25 protein-coding genes and 1 tRNA gene are annotated in these 19,939 nt (G+C 53.7%); all 26 read left to right on the plus strand.

The features are described 5' to 3' along the window. Positions 1-90: 90 nt before the first annotated feature. The 26 genes from ypeB (at position 91) to O9H85_RS11010 (ending at position 19,937) form a co-directional block, all read left to right on the plus strand. Positions 91-1,446, plus strand: coding sequence for a germination protein YpeB (gene ypeB, locus O9H85_RS10885; RefSeq protein WP_269881373.1), 1,356 nt, complete (start codon positions 91-93; stop codon positions 1,444-1,446). 210 nt (positions 1,447-1,656) lie between these two features. Continuing rightward, positions 1,657-2,310, plus strand: coding sequence for a flagellar brake protein (locus O9H85_RS10890; RefSeq protein WP_269881595.1), 654 nt, complete (start codon positions 1,657-1,659; stop codon positions 2,308-2,310). 72 nt (positions 2,311-2,382) lie between these two features. Beyond that, on the plus strand, positions 2,383-2,619 hold the full coding sequence (locus O9H85_RS10895; RefSeq protein ID WP_269881374.1) for a hypothetical protein: 237 nt from the start codon (positions 2,383-2,385) through the stop codon (positions 2,617-2,619). Between the two features lie 121 nt (positions 2,620-2,740). Continuing rightward, on the plus strand, positions 2,741-3,421 hold the full coding sequence (cmk, locus tag O9H85_RS10900; RefSeq protein WP_269881375.1) for a (d)CMP kinase: 681 nt from the start codon (positions 2,741-2,743) through the stop codon (positions 3,419-3,421). Position 3,422: 1 nt separating this feature from the next. Beyond that, positions 3,423-4,004 (plus strand): lysophospholipid acyltransferase family protein, encoded by a 582-nt coding sequence (locus O9H85_RS10905; RefSeq protein WP_269881376.1) that lies wholly within the window; start codon positions 3,423-3,425, stop codon positions 4,002-4,004. Positions 4,005-4,094: 90 nt separating this feature from the next. Then, a complete protein-coding gene (gene rpsA / locus O9H85_RS10910; protein WP_269881377.1) occupies positions 4,095-5,312 on the plus strand; it encodes a 30S ribosomal protein S1 in 1,218 nt (405 codons plus the stop codon). A gap of 25 nt (positions 5,313-5,337) precedes the next feature. Further along, on the plus strand, positions 5,338-6,405 hold the full coding sequence (gene fni, locus O9H85_RS10915; protein WP_269881378.1) for a type 2 isopentenyl-diphosphate Delta-isomerase: 1,068 nt from the start codon (positions 5,338-5,340) through the stop codon (positions 6,403-6,405). A 70-nt stretch (positions 6,406-6,475) separates the two neighbouring features. Further along, the gene (locus O9H85_RS10920; RefSeq protein WP_269881379.1) at positions 6,476-7,162 is read left to right on the plus strand and encodes a hypothetical protein; all 687 of its coding nucleotides are present in this window, start codon (positions 6,476-6,478) and stop codon (positions 7,160-7,162) included. Continuing rightward, entirely contained in the window at positions 7,143-8,057 is a 915-nt protein-coding gene (locus O9H85_RS10925) for a YIEGIA family protein (protein ID WP_269881380.1), read from the plus strand. Before O9H85_RS10920 ends, O9H85_RS10925 begins: the two co-directional genes overlap by 20 nt. A 3-nt stretch (positions 8,058-8,060) precedes the next feature. Beyond that, positions 8,061-8,237 (plus strand): capping complex subunit for YIEGIA, encoded by a 177-nt coding sequence (locus tag O9H85_RS10930; protein ID WP_269881381.1) that lies wholly within the window; start codon positions 8,061-8,063, stop codon positions 8,235-8,237. Between the two features lie 157 nt (positions 8,238-8,394). Then, complete coding sequence (gene der / locus O9H85_RS10935) at positions 8,395-9,717, plus strand: ribosome biogenesis GTPase Der (protein ID WP_269881382.1); 1,323 nt, start codon at positions 8,395-8,397, stop codon at positions 9,715-9,717. A 12-nt stretch (positions 9,718-9,729) separates the two neighbouring features. Continuing rightward, positions 9,730-10,329: a glycerol-3-phosphate 1-O-acyltransferase PlsY gene (gene plsY, locus O9H85_RS10940; protein WP_269881383.1), complete on the plus strand. Its 600-nt coding sequence runs from the start codon at positions 9,730-9,732 to the stop codon at positions 10,327-10,329. Between the two features lie 26 nt (positions 10,330-10,355). Continuing rightward, positions 10,356-11,369 (plus strand): NAD(P)H-dependent glycerol-3-phosphate dehydrogenase, encoded by a 1,014-nt coding sequence (locus O9H85_RS10945; protein ID WP_269881384.1) that lies wholly within the window; start codon positions 10,356-10,358, stop codon positions 11,367-11,369. A gap of 148 nt (positions 11,370-11,517) precedes the next feature. Beyond that, on the plus strand, positions 11,518-11,796 hold the full coding sequence (locus O9H85_RS10950) for a stage VI sporulation protein F (RefSeq protein WP_269881385.1): 279 nt from the start codon (positions 11,518-11,520) through the stop codon (positions 11,794-11,796). A 103-nt stretch (positions 11,797-11,899) separates the two neighbouring features. Continuing rightward, positions 11,900-12,079, plus strand: a complete 180-nt coding sequence (locus O9H85_RS10955; RefSeq protein ID WP_269881386.1) for a DUF2768 family protein — start codon at positions 11,900-11,902, stop codon at positions 12,077-12,079. Between the two features lie 21 nt (positions 12,080-12,100). Further along, positions 12,101-12,394 (plus strand): 2Fe-2S iron-sulfur cluster-binding protein, encoded by a 294-nt coding sequence (locus O9H85_RS10960; RefSeq protein WP_269881387.1) that lies wholly within the window; start codon positions 12,101-12,103, stop codon positions 12,392-12,394. A gap of 39 nt (positions 12,395-12,433) precedes the next feature. Next, entirely contained in the window at positions 12,434-13,054 is a 621-nt protein-coding gene (locus O9H85_RS10965) for a nucleotidyltransferase family protein (RefSeq protein ID WP_269881388.1), read from the plus strand. A gap of 16 nt (positions 13,055-13,070) precedes the next feature. Then, positions 13,071-13,418: a 2Fe-2S iron-sulfur cluster-binding protein gene (locus tag O9H85_RS10970; RefSeq protein WP_269881389.1), complete on the plus strand. Its 348-nt coding sequence runs from the start codon at positions 13,071-13,073 to the stop codon at positions 13,416-13,418. Then, a complete protein-coding gene (locus tag O9H85_RS10975) occupies positions 13,415-14,140 on the plus strand; it encodes a hypothetical protein (RefSeq protein ID WP_269881390.1) in 726 nt (241 codons plus the stop codon). Before O9H85_RS10970 ends, O9H85_RS10975 begins: the two co-directional genes overlap by 4 nt. A 258-nt stretch (positions 14,141-14,398) precedes the next feature. Beyond that, a complete protein-coding gene (gene spoIVA / locus O9H85_RS10980; protein ID WP_269881391.1) occupies positions 14,399-15,877 on the plus strand; it encodes a stage IV sporulation protein A in 1,479 nt (492 codons plus the stop codon). A gap of 192 nt (positions 15,878-16,069) precedes the next feature. Further along, the gene (locus O9H85_RS10985; RefSeq protein ID WP_269881392.1) at positions 16,070-16,342 is read left to right on the plus strand and encodes an HU family DNA-binding protein; all 273 of its coding nucleotides are present in this window, start codon (positions 16,070-16,072) and stop codon (positions 16,340-16,342) included. A 224-nt stretch (positions 16,343-16,566) separates the two neighbouring features. Beyond that, positions 16,567-16,643, plus strand: a tRNA-Pro gene (locus O9H85_RS10990). A 149-nt stretch (positions 16,644-16,792) separates the two neighbouring features. Continuing rightward, the gene (locus O9H85_RS10995) at positions 16,793-17,716 is read left to right on the plus strand and encodes a phosphatase PAP2 family protein (RefSeq protein ID WP_269881393.1); all 924 of its coding nucleotides are present in this window, start codon (positions 16,793-16,795) and stop codon (positions 17,714-17,716) included. Positions 17,717-17,810: 94 nt separating this feature from the next. Continuing rightward, positions 17,811-18,038, plus strand: a complete 228-nt coding sequence (mtrB, locus tag O9H85_RS11000) for a trp RNA-binding attenuation protein MtrB (protein ID WP_269881394.1) — start codon at positions 17,811-17,813, stop codon at positions 18,036-18,038. A 426-nt stretch (positions 18,039-18,464) separates the two neighbouring features. Beyond that, a complete protein-coding gene (locus tag O9H85_RS11005) occupies positions 18,465-18,992 on the plus strand; it encodes a hypothetical protein (protein WP_269881396.1) in 528 nt (175 codons plus the stop codon). An 81-nt stretch (positions 18,993-19,073) separates the two neighbouring features. After that, positions 19,074-19,937: a heptaprenyl diphosphate synthase component 1 gene (locus O9H85_RS11010; protein WP_269881397.1), complete on the plus strand. Its 864-nt coding sequence runs from the start codon at positions 19,074-19,076 to the stop codon at positions 19,935-19,937. The last annotated feature ends 2 nt before the right edge of the window (positions 19,938-19,939 follow it).

The raw sequence follows: 19,939 nt of genomic DNA on the forward strand, positions 1-19,939 counted from the left end.
AATAAAGGCGGCTGTCAAAGGCTGAATAAACGTACGCCCTTCAAGCGCAAACTAAGCCCAAGTTTGGCGGATGAAGGGAGATTTACGAACATGTACAAAAGACTAAGTATGGTCATGTTTCCAATCCTTGTGCTGGCGCTGATCGGTACCGGCGTATGGGGGTATTTGGAGCATCAAGAGAAAAACTCTATTCTCATTAAGGCGGAAAACCAATACCAGCGGGCGTTCCATGATCTGTCCTTTCATATGGACAAGCTGCATACGGAGCTGGGCAACACGCTGGCGGTCAACTCGACTTCCCAGGATGTGTACAAGAAGGGTTTGATCAACGTTTGGCGGATCACCAGTCAAGCCCAGAACGAGATCGGTCAGCTCCCGCTCACGCTGCTGCCCTTTAACAAGACACAGGAGCTTCTGGCGAACATCTCCAGCTTTTCCTACCGGGCCGCCGTAAGGGACTTGAGCAAGCAGCCGCTCGACGAAAACGAGCTCAAGACGCTTAACACACTGTACGAGCACTCCGCCGATATGTCGAAGGAGCTGCGCGGCGTCCAATCGAAGGTCATCCAGAATAACCTGCGCTGGATGGATGTCGAGCTGGCCATCGCTTCGCAAAAGGAGCATGCCGACAACGTCATCATCGACGGCTTCACGACAGTGGATAAGAAGGTCGGGGAGTATCCCGAGATCAACTGGAGTCCGGCTGTGATGAGCGTACACCAAAAACGCGATGTAAACATGCTGGGCGGCAATATCGTATCTGCGGACGAAGTGAAGCAGAAGGCGGCGCAATTCCTTGGGCTGCAGGACGGCTCCGCAGTCCAGGTCATAGAAAACGGCGGCGGGACGGAATATCAGTCGTTCAGCGCTTCCGTACCGAAGCCGGATTCCCATGACGGCATCCATATGGACTACTCCAAGAAGGGCGGCCAGCTGCTATGGTTCTCTGCAGCAAGGGATGTGCCGCAGAAGTCGCTTGACGCTCGTACCGCTCGGGATAAGGCAGCCCAGTTCCTGGATGAACATAATTATAAGGATATGACGGCCGTCAGCTACGATGAGTATAACAATGTCGCCAGCCTGACCTTTGCCTCCCACAAGAATGACGTCACCAATTATTTGGAGAAGGTGGCGGTGAAGGTAGCCCTGGACAACGGGGAAATTACCGGACTTGAAGCCACCGATTATGTCTTTAATAAGAAGGAGCGGCAGCTGAAGGCGCCCAAGCTGACGGCGGACGAGGCGAGGAAGACGCTGAGCCCGAACTTCCAGGTGGACGGCGTGAGCAAGGCTCTCATTCGCAACGACATCGATGAAGAGGTGCAATGCTATCAATTCACGGGCCGGGTCAACGGAGGACAATACCGCATATTCATTAATACCGAGAGCGGCTCCCATGAAAAGATTGACCATTTGACGGCCGAACAGGCCCAAACACAAGCATAACGGCTCTGAAGCGGAAGCGGCTTTCTCGGGTAGAGAAGGCTGCTTCTTTGCGTTGCCGCTTCTGCTTCAACTTTCCCCCGCTGTTTCCGGTTTACGACATTTTATACTTTTATTCTTTCCATATTTACCTCACGTGCTATAATAATGGATAGGCTCGAAGTTCCGCTTCCGGCTCATGAACTGCAAGGAATCGACCTGGGGGTGCAGAAGTTGCTGCCAAAAGTGAACCAAGTGCTGCATATACAAATCAATTCGATCGATGAAGAAGAGGCGAAGCAGGAATGCAAGTCCCGCATCGCCGACATTACGGATACGTACATCAGCATGGAGGTGCCGATCAACGAGAAGTCGGGCAAGCTGAAACGGCTCTATCCCGGCGACGAATTGTCGGCTTATTTCATAACGGAGGGGGGCGTGAAGAACTACTTCAACACCTCCGTACTCGGTTTTACGGACGATGTGATCCGGCTCGTTCTCATTAAGAAGCCGGAGCCCGATGCGATAACCAAAGTCCAACGGCGCAATTTCCTGCGCGTTCCCGCGGAGCTGGAGATTGCGGTCAAATTCTCCGAGCAGCTGAAATTCGTCTCCTTAACGGACGACGTCGGAGGCGGGGGAATTTCTTTGGTCTGCGACAGCTACATTCCGGTTTCCTCCGGGTATACGGTAAGCTGCTGGCTGCTCGTGCCCTACAAGAACAATCAGATCGAGCATGTTCCTTTCAAAAGCGAGATTGTTCGGGTGAAGCCGATGGAGAATTCTAAGCAGCAGGTGATGCTGCGGTTCTCGGAAATTACCGACCGCGACCGCCAAAAGATCATCCGCTTCTGCTTCGAGCGTCAGCTCGATTTCCGGAAGAGATAGGCGGAGGACCAGGAATAAACCGCGCGCACTAAGGGAAAACTGCTTTCCAAAAGGCGGCAGGAGGCGGCGCGGATGGAAGATCATCATCATGAAAAAGAATCGGCGGACGGATACGAGGACATGTTCATCACGTTCTCCGGCCGAGTGGAGAAAATATTGGCCGTGCTTGTGCTAGGCGCGCTGGCGGCGCTTGTTCTGTCCCAGCTTCTTCTGCAAAGCCCGCACCTTCGTTATTTGCTGGTCAAGGTCGAGCAACTGGAGGGCAAACCTTACCGTTCAGCCGGCTCTGCCTACCAGAAGGATCGTTAGACCTTCAGCTCATTTTGCAATCCCGGAGCATCCTATGGTATAATTTTCTGTGTACGAAGGCTTCGGCCTGTTTTTTTTTCGATCGAGCTTGTCCGCTTCATCTGTGTTAGGAGGCCGCACCTTGGAAAAGTTCAACATCGCCATCGATGGCCCGGCGGGAGCAGGGAAGAGCACCATTGCCCGGCTTGTAGCCGGTGCGCTTGATTTCGTGTATGTGGATACGGGGGCAATGTATCGGGCTGTAACCTGGAAAATCAATTCAGCGGGCCTGTCGCCGGAGCAAACATCCGAAATGATCGCACTTACCGAACGGATGAACATCCGTTTAGTGCCCGGAGAGAACGGTCAGATGGTATATGTCGACGGAGAAGACGTCACGGGAGTGATTCGAACCGCCGATATAACGGGTAATGTATCAAGAGTAGCATCCATCGCCGATATCCGGCGCATTCTGACGGTGAAACAGAAGGAAATGGCCGCTTCCAGAGGCGTCGTTATGGATGGACGCGACATCGGCACGCATGTGCTGCCGGATGCCGAAGTCAAGATTTTTCTTACCGCCAGCGTGCAGATCCGAGCGGAACGCCGCTATAAGGAGATCCGCGATTCGCAGCCAGAGATTACGCTAGAGCGTTTAGAGCGAGATATTGCCGAACGGGACCGTATGGATGAGCAGCGGGAAGCCGCCCCATTGATGCAAGCTCCCGATGCGGTATTGCTTGACACGACGGAGCTGACCGTTCCCGAAGTGGTCGAACGTATTCTCGAGCTTTGCAAGTCGCACGTCGGTGGAGGGACCTGAAATGCTGTATGTTAGCTTTCGCCAGTTGTTCCGGTTCCTGTTCGCTTTCCTGTTCCGCCTGAAAGCGGAGGGACTTGAGAACATCCCGGACAAAGGTGCTGTGGTCCTGTGCGCCAATCATACGAGCAATCTGGATCCTCCGATTCTGGGGAGCCCGCTCCGGCGCAAGGTCAATTACATGGCTAAGGCGGAATTGTTCGACGTACCGGTGCTCGGAGCCGTGCTTCCGAAGATCGGAGCTTTCCCTGTGAAGCGGGGAGGCGTCAGCAAGGAGTCGATTCGGTTGTCCCTTCAGCTGCTGCAGGATGGCAACATCCTTGGGATATTTCCCGAAGGATCGCGCAGCAACGCAGGCGGCATGGGCAAGAAGGGCGCTGCCAGCTTGGCTTTGAAGTCGGGAGCAATGGTCATTCCCGCAGCGATCGTGGGAGGCTATTCGCTCTTCCGTCAAGTGAAAGTAATTTACGGACCGCCGCTTGACTTAAGCGAATTCGAAGGCGCCGGCTCCGAAGGCTTGGAGCAAGCCACCGACAAGATCATGTCCGTGATCCGCGAGATGGCGAAAAGACACGAATCGAAATGAGAAATGGTGGAATACTAAGTAAATCATAAGTATGAAGCAATGGTTTAACCCAAATACATTTTGTTGGTAGTCGTTAAGGAGGGCATGAAGATGTCAGAAGAAATCAAAGACTTGCAAACCGAAGCCAAGGAAGTATCCCAAGAGGAGTCCATGGCGAATGTCAACATTCTGAAAAAAGGCGATATCGTCACCGGCAAAGTCATTAAAGTCGATGCCGACCAAGCGATCGTGGACGTAGGCTACAAGTATGACGGCGTGATTCCGGTGAAGGAGCTATCTTCCGTCTCGATTGACAATGCGTCCGAGAGCGTGGAAGTCGGTCAAGAGCTGGAGCTGAAAGTCATTACGATCGATGACAACAAAGAGAAGCTCGTTCTGTCCAAGCGCGCCATCGAAGGCGAGAAGGCATGGAATAAGCTCAGCGCCGATATGGAGAACAGAACGGTTCTTGAAGCAAAAGTCGCCGAAGTCGTAAAAGGCGGTTTGGTCGTTGATGTCGGTCTGCGCGGATTCGTGCCCGCGTCCATGGTAGAACGCAATTTCGTTGAAGATTTCAGCGATTACAAAGGCCGCACGCTCCGTCTCCGCGTGAAGGAAATGGACCGCGAGAAGAACAAAGTGATTCTTTCCCAAAAAGACGTGCTTGATGAGGAATTCGAATCGAAGAAGAAAGAAACGCTGAGAGGCTTGTCCGTAGGTCAAGAGCTGACCGGTACGGTACAGCGCCTGACCCAGTTCGGCGCCTTCGTTGACATCGGCGGTGTGGACGGTCTTGTTCATATTTCCGAAATGGCTTGGCATCATGTGGAGACTCCTTCCGAAGTGGTGAAGGAAGGCGACCAAGTGAAGGTGCAAGTGCTGAAGGTCGACCCGGAGAACGAGCGCATTTCCCTCAGCATCAAAGCGACTCAGCCGGGACCTTGGCAGCAAGTCAGCAACAGCATTCAAATCGGTTCGATCGTTAGCGGCACGGTGAAGCGGTTGGTTCAATTCGGCGCGTTCGTCGAAGTGGCTCCAGGCGTAGAAGGCTTGGTGCACATTTCCCAAATTTCGCACCGCCATATCGCAACACCGTTCGAGGTGCTTAAGGAAGGCCAAGAGGTGCAAGTGAAGGTTCTGGATATGAATCCGGATGAGAAGCGGATTTCCCTCAGCATCAAGGAAACCGAAGAAGCGCCTGCCCGCGAGCCTAGACAAGAACGCGAGCGCGCGCCGAGACAGCGTGAGTCCGTTGTTCACGAAGAGAACCAAGGGCTTAACCTGACGCTGGGCGAGCGTTTCGGCGACAAGCTAAGCAAATTCAAGTAAGTTTCAGGCGAAAAGAGGAAACGGAGTGCGCATTCCAAGAAAGATGGAACATGTCCAGTATGCGCTGCAGCTGGGACAGAGCGGGGAGCACGGCTTCGGCGATATGAAGCTGGTGCCGAATTGCCTTCCCGGCATCGCCTCCGAACAAATTTCATTGCATACCCGAATCGGCGAACTCTCCTTGAGCTCGCCGATTCTTATTAATGCAATGACCGGAGGGGCCCGGGAAACCGAAGCCATCAACCGCGAGCTGGCCGTCGCGGCCCGGGAGACGGGAATCGCCATGGCGGTTGGATCGCAAATGTCCGCTTTGAAAAATCCAGAGACGGCTTCGAGCTACAAGATTGTCCGCGAGGTGAATCCGCACGGTAAGGTGTTCGGCAATTTGGGCAGCGAAGCGACGCTGGAACAGGCTTTACGGGCTGTCGAGATGCTCCGGGCGGATGCACTGCAAATTCATTTGAATGTGATGCAGGAATTGATTATGCCCGAAGGAGACCGTGATTTTCGCGGCATGCTGGAGCGGGTGCGGACGATCGTGGAGAACGTCGGCGTCCCGGTTATCGTCAAGGAGGTCGGCTTCGGAATGGCCCGTGAAGGAGCGGAGAAGCTGCTTCAAGCGGGCGTACGCATCCTCGATGTAGGCGGTTCAGGGGGGACGAATTTCGCGGCGATCGAGAATGCCCGGCGGGAGACACCCATGGATTGGCTGAACGATTGGGGCTGCAAGACGAGCATCTCCCTTCTTGAAGTGCTGGAGACTGCACGAAGGGGAGGCCAAGAGGCAGCGGTCATTGCCACGGGCGGTATCTCCCGCTCGATTGATATATGCAAAGCATTAACGCTGGGCGCTTCGGCCGTCGGCATGGCAGGAGCCATACTTAAGGTGCTGCGGACGGAAGGCACTCCGGCGCTTATTGCTTTTATCCTGAGGCTTCATGATGAATTGAGGCTTCTGATGACCGCTCTCGGTGCGTGCACCGTCGATGAGCTGCGTAATGCTCCCATCGTTATCCAAGGAGAGACGGCGGCGTGGTGTTCCGCCCGCGGCATCGAGCTCGCCCGGTATGCCGGCAGGAACGGCTTATCCTAACACGACTAAATATTAAAAATTCAGCCATACTAAGGAAAAGTCAAACATGCTTTTCTATGGGTGGGTGCGAATGAATGAAGGATATTTAACATTGCTGCTCATGCTGGTGGCGCTCATTTTATTCGCAAGCGGCTGGAAAGACATTATATTAAGAGGTATTACTCGTACGAGTCTACTTCTTTTTTTTGTTTTTTGGGCAGTGGCTATGCGATGGTCGTTTCATTGGCATGATTGGCAGATTGACGGCTGCGTTCTGCTGCTTTCCGTTACGGTGGTGTGGGGACTACGGCATACACATGGATGGCTTCTGCGCACGCACGTGCTCTCTGTCGGTTTGCTGCTCGGATCGGTTGCTTTCTTTTTGAAAGAAAGCTTGCATGTGCTTCCGGGTTTGCTGCTTGCCGGCAGCACCTATACGGAAGCGGCGTTTACCGGAAGCTTGGCGGCTGTTCTGCTGCGCCGTCCGTTCGCTCAGCTTGCGGCTCTCTCCCTGGGGCTCTTGACAGGCGATTTACTGTATGGAGTATCGCATCATGAGCATAAACCCGTCCGCTGGGGCGACGCCGGATTTCAGGATAACTGGTGGGAGGCTGTATTTCTGACCAGAGGGATCTCCCTGCTGCTCGAAGGCGCCATGAGCGGCCTGCGCAGGCTGTGGGAGCATGCAAGAAGCCGCGGAACGACGGAGAACGCATCCTCGGATAGCGAAATTGCACCCGGGAAGGAGGCGGAGCCTGATGTGGGCCTGGCTGATTGAGCAAAAATATACGGTCGGCATTATCGTGGGCGTGATCTTCGGGATGATCACCAGACTCAGCATGCTTCGCACGGATTACCGGCAGTATCCGACTTATCCTCACGGACGAATCATTCATCTGTCGCTCGGTTTGATTGCCGCCGGTCTTGGAGCCGTAGCCGTGCCTTCGCTGCTCGATAAGAACTACACGGCGATCACGTTTCTGGCGATGGCTGCCCAGCAGTTTCGCGATGTGCGCAATATGGAACGCCAGACGTTAGCCCAAATTGACAGCATGGAGCTTGTCCCCCGCGGCGCGACCTACATTGAAGGGATCGCCATGGTATTCGAGGGGCGCAATTACCTCGTCATCTTTGCCGCTTTCGTCAGTTCGTTTTTCAGCATCGTCTGGGCCTGGTATTGGGGAATTGCCGGAGGAATAGCGGCGGTTATCTTAACGAACGTTTTTAAGACGGGAAAAAGCATCAGAGCCATTGCGGAAGTGGCGCAGGGAAAGGTACGGCTGGACGGACCTAGTCTGTTCGTGGACGATATTTATATCATGAACGTAGGACTTAGCGACTCCCAGAAGGTCATTGGGGAGCGAGCGCTCGGTCTGGTCCTGACCCCGAAGAACAAGAACAGCCGGGTGACGCTGGCGAATCCGGGCCAGAGGCAGGCGCTGCTGCATGACGCATCGACGATTCTCGGCGTTTACCGGGACGAAGGCGAGCCTTCCCTGCTTCCGCTGGCCAAGCTGAATTTGAAGGACGGGCGTCTTGCGCTCCTGCTGCTGCCGCAAGAGCGGGATGCGTCCAAGGCGGTCGAGCTAGTCAAGAATTCTCCGATTCTGGAGAGCGCCATCCGGATGCCTTCGGAAGCGGATGTACAGCCGTCAGGAAAGGCGGGAAGCTGATTTATGGGACAAATTATGGCGGTAGTTACGACAGATAAAGACAGAGTTGGCGGCGGGGCTCCGATCTTCATTGTCGGAACGGCGGACGAGCAGCAGAAGGTGGCGTTCCTGCTGGAAAAAATATTGGATGCTTCCACACACGATCTGCTAAACGGGACATTGATCATTGTGAAGCACTAGAAGTCCGGTGAATAGCGGAACCCCGATGGCAAGATGGCAAGTTCATTTACTAACGCACCAGTATTTGTTATAATGGCTTAGCTTTAATTCGAATCCAAGTCAGTCTTTGATTGGTTTGCAGCGCCCTGAGGGTGTGAGATAGAAGGGAATGAAGGAAATGGCAAGGCCTATTGTAGCTATTGTAGGTAGACCCAATGTCGGCAAGTCGACCATATTCAACCGGATTATCGGAGATAAGCTGGCCATCGTGGAGGATAAGCCGGGTGTAACCCGCGACCGTCTGTACGGCAGGGGGGAGTGGCTGAACCGAGAATTCAGCGTCATTGATACCGGAGGTATCGAGATCGAAGGCGAGGATTACATTATGCGCTCCGTTCGCATGCAGGCGGAGCTGGCCATCGAAGAGGCGGACGTCATTATTTTCATGGTGGACGCCAAGGCAGGGATCACCCCGGCGGACAGCGAAGTGGCCGAAATGCTTTTCCGAGCGAAGAAGCCGATCATCATCGCCGTGAACAAGGTGGACAATCTGCAGCGGATGGACGACATCTATGAGTTTTACAGCCTCGGCTTCCCGGTCGTCGTCGGGATTTCGGGTTCCCACGGAACGGGGATCGGCGATTTGCTGGATGAGGTCATTCAGCATTTCCCGGATACGACCGAGGAGGAATACGGCGAGGATGTCATTAAAGTGGCGCTCATCGGCCGTCCGAATGTAGGTAAATCGTCCATGGTGAACGCCATCCTCGGCGAAGAACGCGTCATTGTCAGCGACATTGCCGGTACGACCCGTGACGCCATTGACACACCGTTCGAGAAGGACGGTCAGAAATACGTAATTATCGACACCGCCGGTATGCGTAAACGGGGCAAGGTGTATGAGACTACGGAGAAATACAGCGTCATGCGGGCGATGAAAGCCATCGAACGCGCCGATGTCGTGCTTGTGGTCATCGACGGGGAGGAAGGCATCATCGAGCAGGACAAGCATATCGCGGGTTATGCTCACGATGCCGGCAAAGCGTCGGTCTTCGTCGTCAACAAATGGGATATCGTCGAGAAGGACGACAAGACGATGCACCAGTTTACCCAAAAGATCCGGGACCATTTCTTATTTATGACATACGCGCCGGTCGTCTATGTATCCGCCAAGACGAAGCAGCGTCTCCATAAGCTGCTCCCGGTCGTAAACAGCGTGGCGGAGCAGCATGCGCTCCGCATCCAAACACATGTGCTCAACGACGTGCTCTCCGATGCGGTCGCGATCAACCCGCCGCCGACGGACAAGGGCAAGCGCCTCAAGATCAATTATGGAACGCAGGTCGCGGTCAAGCCTCCGACCATCATCTTCTTCGTAAACGATCCGGAGCTGATGCATTTCTCTTATCAGCGTTATCTGGAAAATAAGATTCGTGCCGCCTTCGGCTTTGAAGGGACACCCCTTCGTTTATATACACGAAGAAAATCGGATGATGAATAGGAGAGATGAGACTTGATAGGCTACGTTTCGCTGCTGATCGGATATTTGCTCGGTTCGGTCAGCTTCAGCTATTTGGCGGGAAGGCTGCTTAAAGGAATCGATATTCGCCAGCATGGCAGCGGGAACGCGGGAGCTACGAATACGCTCCGCGTTCTCGGCAAAGGCCCCGGCATCGCCGTGCTGCTCCTGGACGGCTTGAAAGGGGTCGCTGCCGTCCTGATCGGGAGCGCGCTCAGCGGAGGGAATCCGCTTGTGGAAGTGCTGGCCGGCGTCTGCGTCATAGCCGGTCACAACTGGCCTGTCTTCTTCGGCTTCCGGGGAGGCAAAGGGATTGCCACGACGGTTGGCGTCATGGCTTCGCTGGCTTTTATTCCGGCGCTGATCGCCGGGGTTATCGCGATTATAGTTATTGCGGTTACGCGTTATGTTTCGCTCGGCTCGCTGCTGCTTACGGCACTTTTACCGATTTTTATATGGATAATGCATAAGCCGACCGAAATCTTCGTGCTTAGCCTGATTCTGTTCGTCTTTGCCTGGGTAAGGCACAGAAGCAATATTGTGAAGCTGGTAAAGGGCAAAGAGAACAAGCTCGGCGCCAAAAAGTCGGCTTAACGGATAAGCAGGGGGTGCCCGAATTGTTGAGTCAAGGCAGGATAAAAACGGCGGTCCTGGTCGCCGGGAGCTGGGGAACGGCGATCGCATCCGTCCTTGCGGACAACGGTCATGAGGTTTGGCTGTGGACGCGCAATGAATCGCAGGCGGCCGAAATCAACGCCTCTCATAGAAACAGCCGGTTCTTAAGCGATGCCGTGCTGTCGCCTTCCATCCGATCAACGGTATCGATGGAGGAAGCGGCTAAGGATGCGGCAGCGGTTTTTATTGTCGCTCCTTCCTCCGCCATGCGCGAAGTGGCGGCGAGTATCAGGCCGCATCTAGGAAAGGATACGCTTGTCGTTCATGCGACGAAAGGTTTTGAAATCGGTTCGCTCAAGCGAATGAGCGAAGTGATCGCCGAAGAGCTGCCGGCCTACGATCCTCGCCGGATTGTCGTACTCTCCGGCCCCAGCCATGCCGAGGAAGTGATCCGGCGCTGTCCTACGACCATTGTGGTGGCTGCGGATGAGCTGGCGGCTGCCGAGAGTGCCCAGGATTTGTTGATCAACTCGGATTTCCGCGTCTATACGAACGATGACGTGGTCGGCGTTGAAGTCGGGGGCGCACTGAAAAATATCATCGCACTCGGAGCCGGATTGTCGGACGGCCTGGGCTTCGGCGACAATGCCAAGGCAGCGCTGCTAACGCGGGGCCTTGCCGAAATTACGCGTCTCGGTATGGCCATGGGCGGCGATCCGATGACATTCTCGGGATTGGCGGGTATCGGAGACCTGGTCGTTACTTGTACGAGCCGGCACAGCCGCAACTGGAGGGCAGGCTCGATGCTTGCTCAAGGATTGTCCCTTGAAGAGGTGTTGAGCCGGTTGGGCATGGTGGTGGAAGGTGTGCGCACAACGCAGGCCGCCTATCGCCTGGCCATGCAATATAAGATTACGATGCCGATTACGGCGGAGCTGCACCGGGTCTTATTCGAGGGGAAGGATCCGAAAACGGCCGTGGAGGATTTGATGGAACGGGACCGCAAGCATGAAAATTAAGCTGAGCGGCAGGCCGGATACGGGCGATTTGAAAGGATAGACATGCGCCTACACGGGAAGGCGGAGAACATCATATAATACCTCAGACGCAACGCGATTGCCGCCCGACCGGCGGTGACAACGCAGTCAGTCTGAGGAGGATCGTTCCATGCCTGACAAAAATATGCCAAAAGACGTGCTGAACGTCGTCAAGAAAAAGACCGGCAAGAACGTTACGGAGAAGGACATCTACAAGCTGGCGAGCGGCGTAAAGCCTTCCACCATCCAGAGCGATGCGCAGCTTCGGCAGCTGATCAAACAGGTTGCGGGCCTGGTGAATGTTCCGGTATCCGAGCAAACGACGATTGAATTGATCGATGCGATCAAGAGCAGCAAGCTGAACACAAACAACCTGGAATCGCTCATGAAAATGATCATGAAGAAGTAAAACTTACAGTTTTATGGCATGAGCCGCGGTTCTGCGCGCTCATGCTTTTTTTGTGTTATGATGGAGATATCTGTATGTATATTCAGGGGGTTGAACGTTCTTTATGTCATCGCTGGACAAGATGTGGGCATCGTTTATCGCCATCGGTCTGATGGTGCTTGCTTCCTTTCTCATTACTTTTGCACGGACCCGGACGAAGGGGGCGGTGCGGATCGTCTTGTCCGCCGTTGCTTTCGTTATGTTTATTCCGATCATGTTATATATGCTCATATCAATGTTCTAGGATAAAGGAGTCACAGGCCGTATGCTGAATTTGAATGGACGAAGAATGCGCAAAACCGTCGAGCCGGAAACCGGCTGGTCGATCCTGGATATCGCCCTGAAGCACGAAGTGGATTGGGGCTTTTCTTGCATGCGCGGCACCTGCTCCCGCTGTCGATGCCAGGTTACAGAAGGGATGGAGCTGCTGAATGCTCCTACGGAGGAGGAGCTGGATGCTCTAGAGCCGGAAGAGCTGGAGCAGGGCTTCCGGCTTGGATGTCAAGCCAAGGTAAAGCAGGCGGGAACGGTAACGGTAACGCACAAGCCTTACTTCTAAAGCAAGACCGAAATTATAAAGACGAAACAGGATGATCGTATGAGCATTGAGGAGAACAATAGGCTTCCGGAGGCGATGCGCCGCGCGCTGTCCGAGGTCGGCCGCCAGACGGCTCCGTTGCCCGGCGGCTGGCTGGTCGGGGGCAGTACGGGACTGCTGCTGCAAGGGGTGACGCTTGCGGCATCGCCCCGCGATCTGGATATATATGCCGACCGTACGCTGGCGGAGGCGATTCATGAGCGGCTGTCGCGCTATTCGACCGACGAGCGGCAGGAGAGCGAGACAGCGATTTATCGCTCCGTCCTGAGCCATTACGATATTGAAGGAATTAAAGTGGAGCTGGTGGGGGCGTTCGAAGTACGCGCCTTGGGCTGCGAATACGCGGTGGAAGCGGGGTTTCTAGGCGATGCATTCGCAGCGGAGTGGCGCCCCTCGCCGTCTTGGGACTACCCGATCCGGATGATGCCGCTGGTCCATGAGCTGCTGTTTAACCTTTTAAGGCAAAGAGAGGACAGGTACGAAGCGATCGGAGCGGCGTGCAGACGGCAGCCGGAACGTCATATCGAAGCGCTGGAGGCTCTGCTGGCGCGCAATCGGTTTACCGGCGAGATGGAGCTTCTGGCAAGAAGACTCATCGGAGCGGCGCCGTTATTAGGCTGAGAAGGAGGCATGCGGGATGGCTGTCATTACATTTTTGCCCAGCCGGAAGACGCTGCAGGTTCGTCCCGGCACAACGGTTCTGGGTGCGGCGGGTAAAGCCCGTGTTCCCATTCAGGTACGCTGCGGCGGCAATGCCTCTTGTCTGATGTGCAAAATCGTCGTAGCTCCCGAGCATGCGGCAGGACTTGCTCCCTTAACGAAGAATGAGCAATTGAAGCTGGGCAGCTTGCAGGAGTCGGGCTACCGCCTTGGCTGCCAGGCAAAAATAACGGGGGACGTTACGGTTTCGATCCCCGAAGACCCGCTGAAAAGTGCGATCCGGCGTCAGCTGGAAAGGCAGCGGGAGGAGGAGAACGGCATATGAGAGCATGGCTGGGAGCCGCACTGGCAGTGGTGCTGTGCATCGCTTTAAGCGGGTGCATGTACCCCAATGAAATGAAGAAACAGAATCAAGTCGCCAGCGGCGAATATTTGCTGCTGGTACAGAATGCGATTGACCAATATAAAGCGAAGACAAGCGTTCTGCCGATCAAGAACAGCGATGAGACAACGCCGCTGTATGAGAAGTATCCGATCGACTTTTCCAAGCTGAAGGGCCGCTATTTGAGTGAAATTCCGGCGAACGCCTTCGAGAACGGCGGTACGGCCATCTACGTGCTGGTCGATGCCGAGACGAAGCCAACCGTGAAGATGATGGATCTGACCTCCTTCCAGCAAACGGTGGAGCTCCAAAAACGGGTCGACGAATACAAGTCGAAGTACGGCGGACAGCTTCCGCTTGGAGATACCGTGTCGCAAGGATTTCATTATATTGATTTCGGCAAGCTGAAGATCAAGCCGGAGCAGGTAAGGAGCATGTATTCGCCGCAGGTGTTCCTGCCGTTTCTTGTGCATGATTCCGGGCATGTGGCCATCGATTACGCCCCGGAAATCATGCGGATCATCGACAAGCAGCAGCTGCAGGGCAAGCTGGACGCCAGCCAGGATCTCCGGGAGCTGCTGGTGAAGAACTCAAACTTCGTTCCGTCACGCTCTTACGCATATCGCTGGCAGAACAACACGCCCGTGCCCATAACGGCTCCATAGAACGTTTATCGCAGCTCTAGCAATCCGGTTACCCGGGTTGCTAGAGTTTTTTTCTTTTCGAAGCCAGAATAACCTGCAAAGGGTCCACATATATTTTGTCAGAGATGAAGGCTTGAGCCTGCGGCAGGGATTTCAGCAAGGGGCGACCCAAAATAAAGATAGGAACAGTCATCATATTCCGCGGATTCATACATATATTTGTACTAGTCCGAAGCATGTACGAGTTTCGTCTTAAACCACCTGTAGGAGGGATTCTCATTGGAAAAAGTAGATATCTTTAAGGACATTGCAGAGCGTACTGGCGGGGATATTTACCTGGGGGTCGTTGGAGCGGTCCGTACGGGAAAATCAACGTTCATCAAGCGCTTTATGGAATCAATCGTCCTGCCCAATATTCAGAACGAAGCCGACCGTATTCGGGCTACCGACGAGCTGCCGCAAAGCGCTGCCGGACGTACCATCATGACAACGGAGCCGAAATTCGTACCGAACACCGCAGTGCAGCTGCATGTGGCTGAAGGACTGAATGTGAATGTTCGCCTGGTGGATTGCGTGGGCTACGTCGTTGAAGGAGCCAAAGGCTACGAAGACGAGAACGGTCCCCGCATGATCAATACGCCTTGGTTTGACGAGGCGATCCCGTTTCAGGAAGCGGCAGAGATCGGCACGCGCAAGGTTATCCAAGAGCATGCCACGCTCGGAGTGGTCATCACTACCGACGGTTCCATCGCGGAAATCCCGCGTTCCTCTTACATTGATGCGGAAGAGAGGATCATCAACGAGCTGAAGGAAGTCGGCAAGCCGTTCATCGTGATCGTGAACTCCACCAAGCCTCAGAGCGATGCGGCGCAAGAGCTCCGCAGCCAGCTGCAGGCTCAGCATGACGTTCCGGTGGTGGTCACGAGCGTTGCCAATATGAATGAAGACGACATGACTTCCGTTCTGCGCGAAGTGCTGTATGAATTCCCGGTCCATGAGGTGAATGTCAACCTCCCGAGCTGGGTTATGGTGCTGGAAGAAAGTCATTGGCTCCGGTCCCATTTCGAGAATTCGGTACGCGAGACGGTGCAGGATATTCGCCGTCTGCGCGACGTCGACCGCGTAGTCAGCCATTTCGAAGAATACGAATTTATCGAAAGAGCGGCGCTGGCCGGCATGAACATGGGCCAAGGTGTGGCCGAAATTGATCTGTACGCGCCGGATGAGCTGTACGACCGGATTCTGATGGAAGTAGTCGGCGTTGAAATTCGCGGCAAAGACCATCTGCTCCAGCTGATGCAGGAATTCACGCATGCGAAGCGGGAATACGATCATTTTGCCGAGGCGCTGGAGATGGTCAAGACGACCGGCTACGGCATCGCGCCGCCGACGCTCGCCGAGATGGCGCTGGACGAACCGGAGCTGATTCGTCAAGGTGCGCGCTTCGGCGTCCGTCTGAAAGCTACTGCGCCTTCGATCCATATGATCCGGGTGGACGTGGAATCGGAGTTCTCGCCGATCATCGGCACGGAGAAGCAGAGCGAGGAGCTCGTCCGCTACCTCATGCAGGACTTCGAGGACAACCCGCTGAAGATCTGGGAATCCGATATTTTCGGCAGATCGCTTCATTCCATCGTTCGGGAAGGCATCCAAGGCAAGCTGGCTATGATGCCGGACAACGCGCGCTACAAGCTGCAGGAGACGCTGGGGCGGATTATCAACGAAGGCTCCGGCGGGCTGATAGCGATTATTTTGTAAGGGTAAAACCGATGAAATGCCGTAAAAATGCACTCCGGCGGGTGCATTTTTTACTTTTTGCTTGAAAAAACGAAGGTCCTGTATTACTATAATCTTGTTTTCATTACCGGACTTCATGCGGAATGTATAAATTTCCCGGATTCGGTTAACAAAGGATGTAAGAGGATGTTTTACCGGGGGGAGGTGAATGGCATGAATAAATCCGATTTGATCAATAAAGTGGTGGAGAGCTCCGAGCTGTCCAAGAAAGACGCGACCAAAGCGGTTGAAGCGGTTTTCGAAGCTATTTCCGAGGCTCTTCAAAGCGGCGATAAGGTTCAGTTGGTCGGATTCGGCAACTTCGAAGTTCGTGAGCGTTCCGCCCGTAAAGGACGTAACCCGCAGACCGGCGAAGAGATCGAAATTCCTTCCAGCAAAATCCCTGCGTTTAAGCCAGGCAAAGCTTTGAGAGACGGAATTCAATAATGTTTTGCTTTCGTTTGTACATACGTCGAGGGCGTTCGGACGATTTCATCGTTCGGGCGCTCTTTTACCATTCTCCCGTAGTAGAGGGGAACGGAAAAATTTTATTTACCACCACTTTACAAATCGTTCCGAACCCATTATAATCGCAATTACGACACAATCGAGGCAGCGGAAGTCACTGCCGTTTCAAGCATTCCAAGCTTGCTTCCGCAGGGGATTGATTTCGGGGTATGGCGCAGTCTGGTAGCGCGCACCCTTGGGGTGGGTGAGGCCGTGGGTTCGAATCCCGCTACTCCGACCATGAAGAAAACACCGTCAACTGCCGGTGTTTTTTTTGTCCCCGCGATTCACACATTATTAATAAATTATGAAGATTTTTAATTACATATTTGTTATACTGAATTGGATTGATTTATTAGGCTGGGCAAAGTCATAGGGGGATAGAAAGAAATGGGTGTGAAGTTAAAGCAGTGGGCAGCGTCCAACGACTGGACGATGTACGGGATCCTCGCCTCCATCTTCCTGGTGTGGCGGATCGGCGTCACGGGAAATTGGAGCATCGAGTGCTTTATTCTGCTGCTGATCTGTTTAATGGGGGTCCGAAGAGATCAGATCGATGTGGATTGGAAACGTTTTTTTGTGGTAGGCATACCACTGCTTGGCATATTTTATTACTTTTACGGCTCCGGCAACGGTTTATGGTGGAAAATTGCCAACTGGATGTTCGAGAACAACCGTCACCCGTGGCAATGGGACAGCATGATGAACAGCATCCCGCTCAATAACGCGGCTTGGGCCCGTGCCTTCAACACGCCGACGCTGGACCGGATTTTCGCTTGGATTTACAATTATGGCTTTGTCTTGTCGCTCTGGATTTGCCTTATCCGCAGCTATTGGACAAAGAGCATTAAGAAGATGATGTCTTATGCTTTATCCGGTCACTTATTGCAGTTTCCGCTGATTCTGCTGTTCTACAACCTGATCCTGCTTCGTGAAGTATGGTGGGTCAAGGGACAGCCGGATTTGCTCCACCGCCATTTTGCAACGGAGAATGACATGCTGGTCAACGTCATGAACTGCTTCCCCAGCATGCATACCTCCATTTCTTTCGCCATGCTGCTCCTTGCGCTCCGCGAGAAGGACCGGATTTTTAAATACATGATGGTGACCTACTGCGCCGCCATTATTTATTCCACGATGTATCTGCAAATTCATTGGGTGCTCGACGTAATCGCGGGGATGGTATTCGCCTACCTCACGGTGAAGCTGTCGGACGTGCTCATTCATTCCGCGGCGAAATTCGTACCGAGCCGGTTCAAAGGTTTCTACAACCGCAAGCAGGAAGCCTACTCCAAGGAAACGATCGCTGCCTAAGGGCAGCGATTTTGCGTGTCCTGCTTTAAGTTGACAGATGACCTATTTTTCTGCATCATAAAAGGAACAGGAGAAGAAATAGGAGGCGCAGCACATGGAATCGAATCAGAATCAGGGAGACTACTTCGTGATTAAGGCGAAGGACAACGGCGTTCAGGTCATCGGCCTTACCCGCGGGCATGATACGAAGTTTCATCATACGGAGAAGCTGGACAAGGGCGAAGTCATGATCGCTCAATTCACGGAGCATACTTCGGCGATCAAGATCCGAGGCAAGGCGGTCATTATGACGAGATTCGGCGTAGTGGATACGCAGGAATAATTTAATTCCCCGGCGCAGGCATAGCCTGCTTTTTTTCGTTGTACAATGATAAGAGGCGGGATGGACTGGCACATGGCGCTAACCTTGGCAAATGGCCGGCTCAGGTGCAAGAACACCTTAGAAGCGGTATGGCTTCGCCCGCCTACATAAGCAGGTTTTGCTAAAGCAAACCTCAGATTGACGAGAAACCGGATATAGAGAAAAATGCAAAAGGTAGTAGGTGGGGGATCCCCTGTAGGAGCGATAGCGCCCGCCTTTGTTATCGGAAAATGACCGCTGCAAAAGCGAATAAATTGAAAATTTTCCGATAACAACAGCGGCCGGAAGGGGATATCCCACCGAAGTACCATGGCAGATTTCTCTATTTCATAGGTTTCTCTACAGCCTGTGGTTTTGCAAAGCAAAACCTGGAGGAGGAGACCCGCCATGAGATGGATTTCCCGCATTCTTATCACAACGATCTTGTCTGTCGCCGTGGCGTTAGCGTTATCGCTGTTAGTCCAGCTCGACGGGCATGTGAGCGTATTCGGCACGGTGAAGGCTGGGCCGGTGAATGAAAATAACGTCGTCGACGTCGTATCTAAAATGCAGCTGCATTTAAGAATCCGTCGCGTGGAAATCAGCCATTCCAGCATCAGCATCGATCTGCTTGCGTCGAAGGTAACCGAAAATGCAGATCTGATGAGTGACTTGTACGAAATACCGAAAACCATTTTTGCGAGCTCGACCAATATTAACCAGGTTCTGGTTCGTGTGCTCGACGGCTCCAAGGAGCCCGGGGCCAGCGCACAGCTCATCATTGCAAGCGACGCCCGCCGGGAGAGATGGCTGCCGAACGAACCGAGGCTGAAGCCGCAAGGCGCAGAGGAGCTTCAATCTTATCTTGACAGTCATTACCGGATAACGTATACGCCCAGGTGGCAGGAACGTTTGAAAGAAAAGACTCCCGGGTAAGCATATGCGAAACGAGTCCGACTATGCTATAATAGTTTGGATGGAGAACAGAGATTGAACGTACGGTTCGGAGGCTTACATATGAACTCTTATCGAATTCCGGAAATCGCGAGAAAATATATGGAACACGACATGATTCAAAAGCATACGGATCTGCCGGTTTTTCCCGATTTCCGTACACGGCTGCTGTATGCTTTTTTGAATAAGCACAGCGAATTGGCCGGACACAGCGAGCTGTACGCGCTGGTGACCTCGCTTGTCCAGCTGGGACTGGATACGCACGATATGGTCAGCGTGAACAATGACCGGAAGGAGCAAAGAGCGGCCCGTTCAAGACAGCTCAAGGTGCTGGCGGGCGACTATTTCTCCAGCTGCTTCTATCAGCTGCTGTCCCATGCAGGGCAGATCGATCTGATCGGCAAGCTGTCCGGCGCCATCTGCGAAGCGAACCGGCTGAAGATGAACCTGTATTTGCTCATGAAGCAGCTGAAGCTGACCGCGGACGAATATATCCGCCAAACCGTTGAGGTCAAATCGCAGGTGTTTCTTTCCTTCGCCGCGCTGCTGGAGGAGAAATTCCGCGGCATGTGGCCGGAGCTGCTCCAATTGTTTACCCGGTGCGAAGTTCTGCTGCAGGAAATCGAGCGGGCAGAATCGTCCCAGCCTTATCGCGACAGCTGGGGATATTGGCATGTCCTTCAATCGGCAACGAAGGATGAACGGAAGCTGCTGCACAGCGAAGAGACCGATACGGTCAAGCTGCGTTCCCTGTGGCTGAAATACAAGGTGACGCCGCAATTATATCAGCTCTTGAACAATTGCATGACAGAGCTGCAGGAGAAGCTGCAAGGGTTGGATTCGGATAAACTGAGCACGGAGCTTTACGCGCTCGGGGAACCGTTCCGTCGATATTTGTCGGCTCCCCGCGCAATGGAAGAGGTTTGAGG

Origin of the sequence: Paenibacillus gyeongsangnamensis (assembly GCF_027533625.1) — a bacterium.
In the GTDB taxonomy this organism is placed as follows: domain Bacteria; phylum Bacillota; class Bacilli; order Paenibacillales; family NBRC-103111; genus Paenibacillus_G; species Paenibacillus_G gyeongsangnamensis.

What these genes read in the sequence shown, in the direction of transcription:
- ypeB (WP_269881373.1), top strand. Translation starts at nt 91, where the DNA reads ATGTACAAAAGACTAAGTATGGTCATGTTTCCAATCCTTGTGCTGGCG.
- O9H85_RS10895 (WP_269881374.1), top strand. Translation starts at nt 2,383, where the DNA reads ATGGAAGATCATCATCATGAAAAAGAATCGGCGGACGGATACGAGGAC.
- O9H85_RS10905 (WP_269881376.1), top strand. Translation starts at nt 3,423, where the DNA reads ATGCTGTATGTTAGCTTTCGCCAGTTGTTCCGGTTCCTGTTCGCTTTC.
- rpsA (WP_269881377.1), top strand. Translation starts at nt 4,095, where the DNA reads ATGTCAGAAGAAATCAAAGACTTGCAAACCGAAGCCAAGGAAGTATCC.
- O9H85_RS10920 (WP_269881379.1), top strand. Translation starts at nt 6,476, where the DNA reads ATGAATGAAGGATATTTAACATTGCTGCTCATGCTGGTGGCGCTCATT.
- O9H85_RS10925 (WP_269881380.1), top strand. Translation starts at nt 7,143, where the DNA reads ATGTGGGCCTGGCTGATTGAGCAAAAATATACGGTCGGCATTATCGTG.
- O9H85_RS10930 (WP_269881381.1), top strand. Translation starts at nt 8,061, where the DNA reads ATGGGACAAATTATGGCGGTAGTTACGACAGATAAAGACAGAGTTGGC.
- der (WP_269881382.1), top strand. Translation starts at nt 8,395, where the DNA reads ATGGCAAGGCCTATTGTAGCTATTGTAGGTAGACCCAATGTCGGCAAG.
- O9H85_RS10950 (WP_269881385.1), top strand. Translation starts at nt 11,518, where the DNA reads ATGCCTGACAAAAATATGCCAAAAGACGTGCTGAACGTCGTCAAGAAA.
- O9H85_RS10955 (WP_269881386.1), top strand. Translation starts at nt 11,900, where the DNA reads ATGTCATCGCTGGACAAGATGTGGGCATCGTTTATCGCCATCGGTCTG.
- O9H85_RS10960 (WP_269881387.1), top strand. Translation starts at nt 12,101, where the DNA reads ATGCTGAATTTGAATGGACGAAGAATGCGCAAAACCGTCGAGCCGGAA.
- O9H85_RS10965 (WP_269881388.1), top strand. Translation starts at nt 12,434, where the DNA reads ATGAGCATTGAGGAGAACAATAGGCTTCCGGAGGCGATGCGCCGCGCG.
- O9H85_RS10970 (WP_269881389.1), top strand. Translation starts at nt 13,071, where the DNA reads ATGGCTGTCATTACATTTTTGCCCAGCCGGAAGACGCTGCAGGTTCGT.
- O9H85_RS10975 (WP_269881390.1), top strand. Translation starts at nt 13,415, where the DNA reads ATGAGAGCATGGCTGGGAGCCGCACTGGCAGTGGTGCTGTGCATCGCT.
- O9H85_RS10985 (WP_269881392.1), top strand. Translation starts at nt 16,070, where the DNA reads ATGAATAAATCCGATTTGATCAATAAAGTGGTGGAGAGCTCCGAGCTG.
- O9H85_RS10995 (WP_269881393.1), top strand. Translation starts at nt 16,793, where the DNA reads ATGGGTGTGAAGTTAAAGCAGTGGGCAGCGTCCAACGACTGGACGATG.
- mtrB (WP_269881394.1), top strand. Translation starts at nt 17,811, where the DNA reads ATGGAATCGAATCAGAATCAGGGAGACTACTTCGTGATTAAGGCGAAG.
- O9H85_RS11005 (WP_269881396.1), top strand. Translation starts at nt 18,465, where the DNA reads ATGAGATGGATTTCCCGCATTCTTATCACAACGATCTTGTCTGTCGCC.
- O9H85_RS11010 (WP_269881397.1), top strand. Translation starts at nt 19,074, where the DNA reads ATGAACTCTTATCGAATTCCGGAAATCGCGAGAAAATATATGGAACAC.